The organism is Oxynema aestuarii AP17 (genome assembly GCF_012295525.1).
Lineage (GTDB): Bacteria > Cyanobacteriota > Cyanobacteriia > Cyanobacteriales > Laspinemataceae > Oxynema > Oxynema aestuarii.
Genome location: NZ_CP051167.1, coordinates 763,763 through 776,090, shown reverse-complemented (window position 1 = coordinate 776,090; position 12,328 = coordinate 763,763). Strand labels below are relative to the sequence as shown.

At 50.4% G+C, this 12,328-nt stretch carries 6 protein-coding genes; 4 read left to right on the top strand and 2 right to left on the bottom strand.

Features of this window, described 5'->3' with window-relative positions:
• Window positions 1-129: 129 nt before the first annotated feature.
• On the bottom strand, window positions 130-1,236 hold the full coding sequence (locus tag HCG48_RS03155; protein WP_168567859.1) for a TRAP transporter substrate-binding protein: 1,107 nt from the start codon (window positions 1,234-1,236) through the stop codon (window positions 130-132).
• A 214-nt stretch (window positions 1,237-1,450) separates the two neighbouring features.
• Here HCG48_RS03155 and HCG48_RS03150 point away from each other — a divergent pair, with 214 nt between their 5' ends.
• Window positions 1,451-2,314 carry an EamA family transporter gene (locus HCG48_RS03150; RefSeq protein ID WP_168567858.1) on the top strand — a complete coding sequence of 288 codons (864 nt, stop codon included), beginning with the start codon at window positions 1,451-1,453 and terminating at the stop codon, window positions 2,312-2,314.
• Between the two features lie 269 nt (window positions 2,315-2,583).
• Here the strand turns inward: HCG48_RS03150 and HCG48_RS03145 are convergent, their stop codons facing one another.
• Complete coding sequence (locus HCG48_RS03145) at window positions 2,584-3,069, bottom strand: GNAT family N-acetyltransferase (RefSeq protein ID WP_168567857.1); 486 nt, start codon at window positions 3,067-3,069, stop codon at window positions 2,584-2,586.
• A gap of 834 nt (window positions 3,070-3,903) precedes the next feature.
• Here HCG48_RS03145 and HCG48_RS03140 point away from each other — a divergent pair.
• From HCG48_RS03140 to HCG48_RS03130, 3 genes are all read left to right on the top strand, one after another.
• Complete coding sequence (locus HCG48_RS03140; protein WP_168567856.1) at window positions 3,904-6,222, top strand: GAF domain-containing sensor histidine kinase; 2,319 nt, start codon at window positions 3,904-3,906, stop codon at window positions 6,220-6,222.
• A 136-nt stretch (window positions 6,223-6,358) separates the two neighbouring features.
• Complete coding sequence (locus tag HCG48_RS03135) at window positions 6,359-9,115, top strand: response regulator (protein WP_210437157.1); 2,757 nt, start codon at window positions 6,359-6,361, stop codon at window positions 9,113-9,115.
• 164 nt (window positions 9,116-9,279) lie between these two features.
• Window positions 9,280-12,240, top strand: coding sequence for an ATP-binding protein (locus tag HCG48_RS03130; protein ID WP_168567855.1), 2,961 nt, complete (start codon window positions 9,280-9,282; stop codon window positions 12,238-12,240).
• Window positions 12,241-12,328: the final 88 nt, after the last annotated feature.

The window sequence follows — 12,328 nt, the reverse complement described above, 5'->3', positions numbered from 1 at the left end:
CAGTGCAAATTCCCTTCTCCATAGAATAAACGATCTCCAAGCAACCGCACCATCTTTTTTAAACTCAGTGAGCTAAGGGGCTTGACACCTTACGAGTGAGGACGGATTGACTGAATGCCACGTGTTCCGTTACTGCGCCTTAAATGCAAAATTGGCAAAACTCAACTCGTTAATCGCATTCCACTGATAGAGGCGATCGCGAAACGCCTTCCACTGTTCGTAAATTTCCTTAAACGTCGGCTCTTGACTGGCATTTTCTTCGTACAATTCAAATGACGCAGTTTGTGCCGCTTTCATAATCTCTTCGCTAAACGGCTTGAACTGGGTTCCCCCCTCCATTAACTTCAGTAAGGTCTGACTGTTGAGATGGTCGTATTTCGCCAACATGGTCATATTAGCTTCATAAGCTGCCGTTTTAAAAATTTCTTGGTATTCTTTCGGCAACGTATCCCACTGCGATCGGTTCACCAACACTTCTAAAGTCGGACCGGGTTCCCACCAGCCGGGATAGTAATAGAAAGGGGCGGCATTTTGTAAGCCGAGTTTTTCGTCATCGTAAGGACCGACCCACTCCGCCGCATCGATCGCCCCGCGTTCTAAGGCTAAATAAATCTCTCCACCGGGTAACACTTGGACGTTGACATCTAAGCGATCCATGACTTGACCCCCCAAGCCGGGAATCCGCATTTTTAAACCCTTGAGATCGGCGAGACTATCGATCTGTTTTTTAAACCATCCCCCCATTTGAACTCCGGTATTTCCAGCCGGGAAATTAATAATATTGAAATCGGCATAAAGTTTTTGCATCAATTCCAAACCCCCTCCTTGATACAGCCAAGCATTTTGTTGTTGACCGTTCAAACCAAAGGGGAGTGCAGTAGCAAAAGCAAATGCTGGATTCTTGCCGATGTAATAATATCCGGCAGTATGACCGCATTGGACGCTACCGCTTTGAACCGCATCTAAAACTTGCAACCCGGGGGCTAATTCTCCCGCCGCAAACGGGGTAATTTGAAAGCGTCCGTCGGTCATGGCGGCGACGCGATCGCAGACGCTTTGGGCGCCACCGAAGATCGTATCGAGGGTTTTCGGCCAACTGGTGGCCATTTGCCAGCGAATTCGGGGTAAACTGCCCGCTTGCACCCCCGGTCCGGAAGACGTGCGACCGCAGGCGACGACTGCAGTAGCGATCGCCCCTCCCATTGCCGCATTACTGAGAAGATGTCTGCGTTTCATGTTTTTAAGAGACTGATGGTTTTAAGTTTGTAGATGCTCGTCAAGGTTGAGTCTTAGCATCCAACCGACGATTCTATCAGAGAGATATGGGATTTTAGATTTTAGATTTTAGATTTTAGATTTTGGCGTTGAGAGATTGGATAGCGATCGCATCGGGGCGATCGCCACAGCGAAAGTCAGATAAAATATTCCCCGTCCGACGCGATGAAACTCGATGACTTGGTTGATTTTTGCTTTTCTCAACGCTTTGTTTGAATCCCTCAAAGATGTTTTTAGTAAAAAAGGTTTGCGATATTGTGACGAATATCTAGTTTCTTGGGCGCTTTGGTTTTTTGCCGATTTAGTTTTACTGCCCTCCTTGTTTTTTATGCCGATTCCCGAATTAAATGCTCGGTTTTGGTGGGCGTTGGCGATCGGCGGGACGCTCAATAGTATCTGTGCAGTTTTATATATTAAAGCGATTAAGCTTTCGGATTTGTCAATTACCCTGCCGATTGTTACGTTCACGCCGATTTTCTTATTTATCACGTCTCCGTTAATTGTCGGCGAGTTTCCCAGTGCGATCGATTTTGTCGGGGTGATGGCGATCGTGACTGGGGCTTATTTTCTCAATTTAAAACAGCGATCGCTCGGCTATTTGGCGCCATTTCGGGCGTTGATGGCCGAAAAAGGACCGCGATTGATGTTGGTGGTGGCATTTTTGTGGAGTATTGCCGCTAATTTTGATAAAGTCGGTCTGGAAAATTCTTCGCCGTTGTTTTGGGTGATTTCTCTGTTTAGTTTTATTAGTGTGGCGTTGTTTCCCCTGGTGGTTTATAAATCGCGCAATTTCACTGGGAAACTGCGGCGGGGATGGCGGAGTTTGGCACTAATGGGATTGGCGTTTGCGATCGCGGTGAGTTGTCAAATGCAGGCGGTGAGTATGACGTTGGTGGTACAGGCGATCGCCATCAAACGAACGAGCGTGTTAATGGGGGTATTGTGGGGAGCTTTATTTTTTAAAGAAAAAGGGATTACGGAGCGCTTTCTAGGGGCGTCTATTATGATTTTAGGGGTCGTGGTGATGAGTCTTTTTTGAGTTAAAGGGTTGAGATTTTATCGGTTTAAGGTGAGGGCCGATCGATGGGGGTTTAACGATAAAGATAAGTCAGGGCTGACCTGGAGCGAGCGGCGATCGCGCCGGGGTCGATCGCGAGGAGTTTAGCAGAAATAGGCCGAGAACTACCTAGACTCTTTCTATAGCCTCCATAAGTAAAAGTTTTAGATACATGAAATGTATTTCACTTTTTTGGAAAGGGCGATCGAGGCTTTTTTGGTCGTTGATTTTTTGGCCACTTGTGCGATCGCTCAAGAATTTAGATATTTGACATAAACGCGATCGCAACGGGGGGTTTCTACGCCGTTCGCCTGTCGGTAGCCACTACTTTCGTAAAGATGAATAGCTTCTGTGAGGACGCTGGCGGTTTCAATCCAGATTTGCTGAAACTGACGCCGGACGATCGCCGCTTCGAGTTGTTGCAGTAAAAAACGACCTAATCCCCGTCCTCTAACCTCGGGTAATAAATACATTTTACGAATTTCGACCGCACGACTTCCACGGGCGATCGGCGTGTAGGCGGATGTAGCGACGATCGCCCCGTCCCGTTCGACCGCCCAAAACTCGCCCCCTGCTTGCAGGTAGCAACGTTCGACTTCTAAAACATCGCGATCGGCTCCTTGGGGTTCCCACCCCAATCCATATTCTCGCAAAATAGTTTCGATAATGCGAGCGCATCGATGGCGATCCTGCGGTTGCCACGGACGAATTAAGCAGTCAAAATATGTTATTTCCACGGTGGATCGGGGAAGCCTGAATGTAGGATAATGAGTTTAAGAAAACCTGTAAATTTTTAACAGATTTTCTGGAATTCCCGCATCGATCGAGAACGATTGCATACTTGATGTCTTTCGAGCCAGTGGCGATCGAGCCTCGAACGAGAGCGGAAGTTCTATCTCTAATTTTAGGGGACTTTGTATCTGTTCGGTCGCTCCGATTCTTTGAATTTTTGGCGATCGACAGGAAATTTAACTTGAAGTTCTTCTAAATTTTTGAGGTTTGCTCTTACCAAGAGACTGGGACAGTTGCTAGGTTGTTACTATTCCAGTCTGGAGTTAAAGAGATATTTTTTGGGGGGAGAAAATGACAGGATCGATCTAGAAGATTCAACTGAGCGATCGGTATTTTTGCGTTCGATCGAGCGATCGCGGGACAAAAAGTCGTCGGACAAAATGAAAGATTCCCCGCCAAGGCGAAGGGGCGATCGCCAAGTTTGTTCCCGTAACTCAGAAATTTTAAGATTGGCGCAATTAAAGCCAGAGAAGAATTGGCAGATGACAGAAAGCATCGATCGTTTAAGTCATGGTTAAAGACCGAGATTTTCAAAATCGAAAAATTAAAGTTCGATCCAGCTTTAACTTTTGTTAAAAACACGAATTCCACCAAAAAACCGTATCATCGATCGCATTTAGGTCTAAAACAGGTGGAGTATTATTAATTCAGCCAGTTACCTTGATGTATTCATGAGTGGGATAAATTCTATTTTAATAAAGTAAATTGCTCGAACGGTAACCCTTTCCAAATTGATATAACCCCCACTCCCGTAACCTCTGTAAAGGATCTTGGCTTCTATGACCAGAATCAACCTAAAAAGACTGTGTGCGAAAAAAGAGACCCAATCTTTAATTAAGGAGATTGTGGGGGAGATCGATCCGACCGTATCGATTCGAGATCGAGAAGGGCGTTGTTTGGTCGGCAACGATCGCGACGACGATCGCGAAACGGAAGCGAAAAAATACCCCATTGAGGTTGCGGGAGAGACCTTGGGATGGGCGATCGGCGATCGCGGCGGGGCGACCCTTGCTAAATTAGTTTCTCATTTAGCTCAAAAAGAATTTGAAAAGAAAACCCTCGCCAACGAAGCCCTAGATAAATATCGAGAAATCACCTTACTTTACGACCTCTCGCAAAAATTAACCGCCTCTTTGGAATTCAACGAAGTGGCCAAATTGGTCATGGATGAAGTCCAACGCATGATGCAGGCGAGTGGGGGCTGTTTGATGTTGCTCGATCGCACGGGGGCCACCTTAGAAACTGTAGCGGGATTTGGCGAAGATCCGCAAGGGAGTACCCGGGTGCAGTTAGGTCGAGGGATAGTCGGCGGGGCGATCGCCAGTAGCGGCGGCGAAATCGTCAACGACGTCAGCCGCGACCCGCGCCACGACGACACCGACCCGGAAAGGGGATCGTTGCTGTGCGTTCCCCTCAAGACCAAAGATCGGGCGATCGGCGGCATTGCGATCGCCTGCGAACAGACCGAAACCTATAAAGCTGCCGACTTAAAACGGCTGACCATGCTCGCCTCCCAGGCGGCGACGGCGATCGAAAATGCGATCCTGCACGAACAAAAACTCGAAGAAAGTCGCCGGGAAGCACTGCTGTTCCGCCTGTCGAGCCAAATTCGCTACTCCTTAAACCTCGATTGGATTCTCGAAACTGCCGTCGGCGAAATTCGCACGTTGCTCGATGTCGATCGCTGCTGGTTCATGTGGTATCGGGGCGATTTTGAATCCGGAGATTGGGAAATCGTCAAAGAATCCCGCGATCGCCAGTTGGCGAGCGTTTTGGGAAGCTATCGGGCCGAACAGATCCAGGGGTGGCTGTCGAGTTGCGATCGAGAAGCGGTGATTCGGGCCGACGATCTCGATCGGTGCGCCGATGTCCCCGGACGCCAACTGTTTCAAGACTGCGGTTTGAGCGAGATCGTGGCGTTACCGATCCGCACGCGATCGGGGGAAATGGGGGTAGTGGTGTGCGGAAACACCAGCAAACGGCGTCCGTGGAGCGATCGTGAAGTCGAACTCCTCGCCGCCGTCGCCAACCAATTGGCGATCGCCGTCGATCAAGCCCAAATGTACGCCGAAGCCGCCAACAGCGCCAAAGCTGCCCAAGCGCAAGCGGAAAAACTACAAGCGATTTTATCCGAACTTCAAGAAACCCAAGCGCAATTGATTCAAAGCGAGAAAATGTCGAGCTTGGGTCAGTTGATCGCCGGAGTCGCCCACGAAATCAACAACCCGGTTAACTTTATTTACGGGAATCTGTCTCATGCGTCTCAATACAGCCAAGATCTGATCGGCTTAATCGAATGCTACCAAAAGCATTATCCCGATCCGCATCCGGAAGTCCAAGCCGAAATCGAAGCCGTCGATCTCGATTTTTTGGTCGAAGATCTGCCGAAAATCATCGCTTCGATGCAAGTGGGAGCTGAAAGAATCCGCCAAATTGTCTTAACCTTACGCAACTTTTCCCGTCTCGACGAAGCCCAGATGAAAGCAGTGAACCTGCACGAAGGGATCGAGAGTACGCTGCTGATCCTGCACAATCGCTTGAAAGGCAAAAATGGCCGACCCGGGATCGAAATTGTCAAAAACTTTGACAGTTTGCCGAATGTGGAATGCTATGCCAGCCAGATGAATCAAGTGTTCATGAACATTTTGAGCAACGCGATCGACGCCCTGGAATATCACCCGCAAGAGTTGCGTAAAATTTCGATTACCACCCAGAGCATTCGGGGGTCTAGATCGCCGTTGGCGGGCGATCGCCCGGGCAGTTTCGACGAGGTGCGATCGGTCGCGATCCGCATCGCCGATAACGGACCGGGGATGAGTCCGGAAGTCAAAAATCGCTTGTTCGATCCCTTTTTCACGACGAAACCCGTCGGGAAAGGAACGGGTTTGGGCTTGTCGATCGGCTATCAGATTGTGGTGGAAAAACACGGCGGTACGATCCAATGTGTTTCGCAACCGGGAGAAGGCACGGAATTCTGGATTGAAATCCCCGTCAAACCCGGCATCGTCCAGCCCAAATCCATTCAGTGGCACGCCGAAACGAGTCGCGAAAAAAAGTCCATCAAACCTAGAGCGAAGTTACAGCAGTTTATGGCCTGAAGGAGCGGGGGATTTTAGATTTTAGAGTTGAGATTTTAGGTTGAGCTACAGTTTTCTAAATTCTCAATTCTGAACTCTAAGACCCCTCAATTCCCGAGTGACGACTGCCGATTCCCTCCTTCCCTTTTCCCCCATCATGAATACTCCTTCTCCGCCTTCCCTGAATAGCTGGTTGCGCTCGGTTTCCCAAGTTGCGGCCATTTTAGTGACCTGTATCGGTAGCTTGGCACTGGTGGGCTGGATATTTGATATTGCGCTGCTCAAAAGCGTCTTACCCGGCTTAGTCACCATGAAAGCCAATACGGCGATCGGCTTTATTTTAGGGGGAGTTTCCTTATGCTTGTGGCACACTCAGCAGATGCTGGTGCGACGATCGCGCGATCGCCTGCGGCTGACCTATCTGAGTCTCGCCTTATCCGCGATCGTCTTCGCCATCGGTTTGCTGACCTTAGTGCAGTACATCCACGGCTTCAACTTCGGCATCGACGAACTCTTTTTTAAAGACGATCTCGATGCAGTCGGAACCTCCGCCCCCGGTCGCATGGCACCCAACAGCGCCTTCAACTTCCTAATCGTGGGGTTAGCCGGGATGATGCTCGCCGGGAATTATTGGAAAACCCAGGCTTACCAACTGCTGAGCTTGAGTGCGTTTCTGGTCGCCTTTCTGGGCTTTCTCGGCTACGCCTATCAAGTCAAAACCCTGTATGGGATAGGTTCTTACACCCAGATGGCCTTGCACACGGCGATCGCCTTCATGCTTTACAGTGTGGGCTTGCTGTTGGCGCAAAGCGATCGCGGCTTGATGGCGGTGTTCACCATCGACAATGCGGGCGGACTGATGGCGCGGCGCTTGGCCCCGGCGGCGATCGCCATTCCCCCCTTTTTAGGCGCCTTGATTCTGTTCGGCTATCGCCAGCGCGCTTACGATACCGAAATCGGTCTGTCCCTACTCGCCGTCCTCAACATCGTCGTTTTTGCCGTCCTCACCTGGTGGAACGCCAAATCTCTGAGCCGCTTGGACATCAAACGCCAGCGCGCCGAAGCCCAAAGCCGGATCGACGCTCAAGCTGCCGCCCAAGCCCTCGCCCACCTGAGCGCGATCGTGGATAACCTCGCCGACGGCTTACTCGTGATCGACTTAAACGGGCGCGTCGCCCGCTTCAATCCCGCCCTCGTCAAAATGTTCGGTTTGGAAGGACAAGACCTCACCGGACAGGACTGCGAGAGCGTCTTTAAAGGCCAATTGATCGATTTGGTCGGCGAAATCCAAAAAGATCCGAAACAGGTGCTGACGGCGGAAATAGACCTCGTTCACGGCCATTGGGGACAAGCCTCGATCGCCGGAATTGTCACCGCCGACGATCGCCACGGCGCGCAATGCTTGGGATCGGTGCTGTTGATTCGCGATGTCACCGCCGAGAAACAAGTGGACCGCATGAAAACCGATTTTATCTCCACGGTTTCCCACGAACTGCGAACCCCGTTAACCTCGGTATTGGGCTTTACCAAAATTATTCAGAAAAAACTCGAAGATAATATCTTCCCCCTCGTTCCCGTGGAAGACCGCAAAGTCAAACGGACGATCCGCCAAGTCGGGGATAATATCGAGATTATTTTATCCGAAGGTCAACGACTGACGGCGCTGATTAACGACGTTCTCGATATCGCCAAAATGGAAGCGGGAAAGATCGAGTGGCATTTAGAAAGCCTCGACCTCGGGGAAATTGCCCGACGGGCGATCTTGACGACCACTTCCCTGTTCGAGTCGAAAGGGATTGTCTGCGAGGCGGACATTCCGGAAAACTTGCCCGAAATTCTCGCCGATCGCCACCGCCTGTTGCAAGTGTTTATCAACCTGATTTCCAACGCCGTTAAATTCACCGATCGCGGTTCGGTTACCTGTCGGATCGACCGGGAAGGCGATCGCCTCGTCGTGCGGATCGTCGATACTGGAATCGGCATCGCCCCGGACGATTTAGATAAAGTCTTCGAGAAATTCAAGCAAGTGGGCGAAACCCTCACCGACAAACCGAAAGGAACCGGGTTGGGCTTGCCGATTTGCAAGCAGATTATCGAATATCACGGCGGCGAGATCGGGGTAGAAAGTGAATTGGGATGCGGCAGCACCTTCTTCTTCAGTTTGCCCCTCGCGGCGGCGGGGAGCGAACGAACCCAGAAACTCGATTTAGATTTACTTCTGAGACAGTTAAAAGATCGGGCACTACCCGCCCCCGATCGCGATTCCGCCGCTAAAACCATCCTCGTCGTCGATGACGACCCCTCGATCCGGGAATACTTACGTCAGGAACTGGTCGCCGAAGGCTATCAAGTGTGTCAGGCGAAAGACGGAATCGAGGCGATCGAACAGGCGAAAGCCTTGCATCCCCACCTGATCGTGTTGGATGTCATGATGCCGAAAATGAACGGCTTTGACGTGGCGGCGGTACTCAAAAACGACCCGCAGACGATGGACATTCCGATCGTGATCTTGTCGATTCTCGAAGATAAAGAACGGGGTTTTCGCATCGGGATCGATCGCTATTTGACCAAACCCGTCGATCCTGAGTCTCTGATCGAGGCGATCGGTTCTCTGCTCTCTTTGGGCAGTTCTCGCAAAAAAGTTTTGATCGTCGATGAAGACGTTTCTACCCTCAAAACCTTAACGAAAGTTTTAGTGGCTAGAGGCTACACCGTCGTGGAAGCGTCTAACGAGGTCGAATGCATCGAACAGGCGATTCGGGTGCGTCCGGATATGATTGTTGTCGATTCTTACTTGTCGGAACAACACAATATCGTCCAAACGTTGCGGTTGGAAAAAGGATTGGAGAATGTATTTTTTCTGTTACTATCACAGCAGGCGAACGCGATCGCGGGGGACAGTAGGGTCGAATGAGGCGATCGCCGTCTTTTGACAGGCTCGCCCGGGGCGATCGACTCCATAGCTGTTCGCGGGTTACGCTTATAGTTCGCCCTCATCGAATTCTCCAATCTACAAGGGTATGCAGTCGCGACGGTCGGGGTGTGTCCGCGAACAAAAACCTATAGAGATTGAAGCCTATGAGCGGGCCAATCGAGCGAGAAGAGAGATATTTTATTTTGCCGAAACGAACGAAAATTCCCAAACCTTTCTTTTGGGGAACGATCGCGATTTGCGTCCTCCCCTTTCTGTTAAACCGCTTCGGAGTAGACTTCGGCACTTACGAAGCCCCCTTTCCCTTCGAGGAAGCGAGCCAACTGCACCCCCACGAACTGGCGAATGCACTTCACCACACCTTAGCCGGAAGTTTCGTGCATACGATGTTGGAGTGGAGCGCTTTTTGTGCGGCCATTTTTACCGTCGTTTTAGCGTTTACGCACTATAACTTAACCGGAGAAATTACCACGCCCATCATCGGGGTGGCCCTGTTTTGTTCCGGGGTGATGGACGCTTTCCATACCCTGGCGGCGGATCGTCTGATCGAAGCGGTGGCGGGTAACGAGAATCTGATCCCGTTTACTTGGGCGATTTGTCGCTTATTTAACGCGGCGATCGCGATCGTCGGCGTCAGTATTTTTCTGGTCAAAAATCCGCGCCTGGAACGAGAGCAACAAGGGAGTAATGTGGTCTTCTTGCTCTCTATCAGTGGCTTATTCGGGGCGATCGCCTACGGCGCGATCTACCTGTGCGCCACCAGCGATTCCCTACCGCAAACTATGTTTGAGGGTACCCTATTCGCCCGTCCCTGGGATGTAGTCCCGTTAGTCCTGTTCGCGATCGCCGGAATCTGGCTTTACCCGCGCTTCCACCGCCGTTTTCCCAGTGTCTTTTCCCACGCCCTCATCCTCAGCGTCGTTCCCAATATCGCCACCCAAGCACACATGGCGTTCGGTTCGACGGAACTGTTCGATAACGACTTTAATATCGGTCACTTTCTCAAGATCGTGGCCTATCTCGTCCCCTTAATCGGCCTCATCTTAGACTACGCCCGCACCTACCAGGGCATTCGCCAGATGAATGACGCTCTCAATATCGAAATTGGAGAGCGCAAACAAGCCGAAACCGCCTTACAACAAGCTCACGACGAGTTAGAACTGCGCGTCCGACAGCGCACCCAGGAACTGTCCGAATCCAACAGCCAATTGCAATCGGAAATCGATCGCCGGGTGAAGATGCAAGCACAGGTGCAACGGGCCAAGGAAACTAGCGAAGAAGCTCTCGCCTACTTGAGTACGATTATCGACAATCTCGCCGATGGCTTGCTGGTGACCGACAGTCTCGGTCAGGTTACCCGGTTTAATAGTGCTTTGGTGAGATTGTTCGGCTTGGAAGAACCGGAGTTGATCGGTAAACCCTGCGATGAGGTCCTCAGTCCCCAAGTGGCGGAGTTGGTCGCCCAAACCAAAGGTCATCCCCGACAGGTGTTTACCGCCGAGATCGATTTGGGGAACCATCGCATCGGTCAGGCGTTGGCGACGGCGATCGCGAAGCGGGGCGATCGCGCCGTCTCGAATGGGAATACTGTTCGAGAGGCGATCGCCCTCGATGGCGACTGTTTGGGAACGGCGATTTTAATTCGCGACGTGACGGCGGAAAAAGAAGTCGATCGCATGAAAACCGATTTTATTTCTACGGTTTCTCACGAATTGCGAACCCCGTTAACCTCGGTGTTGGGCTTTGCCAAAATTATTAAAAAGAAATTTGACGATACCATCGTCCCCGTGGTACCACTCGACGATCGCAAAGTACAACGCACGGTCAAGCAAGTGGGCAACAATATCGAGATTATTTTGTCGGAAGGACAGCGACTGACGGCGCTGATTAACGACGTTCTCGATATTGCCAAGATGGAGGCGGGAAAGATCGAATGGCATTTTGAATTAAGCGATATGGGTCAAGTGGTGAAACGGGCGATCGCCGCGACCAGTTCGCTATTAGAAGCCAAGGATTTACAGGTGGTTGAAGTAATTGACGAGGAGTTACCGGAAGTTTTCGTCGATCGCGATCGTCTCATTCAAGTGATGATTAACTTGATTTCTAATGCGGTAAAATTTACCTCGGAAGGGTCGATAACCTGTCACGTTACCCGGATTGAAAATCATTTATCGGTCAGCGTCGCCGATACGGGGATTGGCATCGCCCCCGAAGACCTCGATAAGGTGTTTGAAAAGTTCAAACAAGTCGGTGAAACTCTCACCGACAAACCCCAAGGAACGGGGTTGGGATTGCCGATTTGCAAGCAAATTATCGAACATCACGGCGGTCGCATTTGGGTAGAAAGTGAAGTGGGACGCGGCAGCACGTTTTCGTTTACCCTTCCCATTTCTCCAACTTCCGCAGAGCAATCGCAAAAACTCAATTTGGATTTATTGCTGCGACAGTTAAAAGAACACGTGGTCACGACTACCCCGGAAATCGACCGCCATACTAAAACAATTCTCGTCGTCGATGATGACGCTTCGATCCGGGAATACTTGCGCCAAGAACTCGAAGCCGAACAGTATTGCGTCCGAGAGGCGAAAGATGGCATGGAGGCGATCGAACAGGCGAAAAGTTTGCATCCGGACTTGATCGTTCTCGATGTCATGATGCCGAAAATGAACGGCTTTGACGTGGCGGCGGTGCTGAAAAATGACCCGCAGACGATGAATATCCCGATCGTGATTCTCTCGATCGTTCAAGATAAAGAACGAGGATTTCGGATCGGGATCGATCGCTACTTCACCAAACCTGTCGAAACGGAAAGTCTCCTCGAAGAAATTGGTACCCTCCTGGCGCGCGGCAGTTCTCGTAAAAAGATTTTGATCGTCGATGAAGATGTTTCGACGGTTAAGGTTTTAGCTGAAGTTTTGCAAACTCAAGGGTATACGGTCAGTGAAGCCTCGAACGGACGGGAATGTATTGAGAAAGCATTGACGGTCAAACCGGATACGATTATTGTCGATTCAATTTTCGTCAACCAGCATAATTTGATGCAATTACTGCGGTTTGAGAAGGGGTTGGAAAATGTCTTGTTTATTTTGTTGGATAAGAAGCCGTAAACCCGGAGAAATTTGAGTTGTTTTACTGCCAATTTATTTGCCAATTTGTTTGCCAATTTGTTTGTCACTAATTTGCGATCGCGCTTAT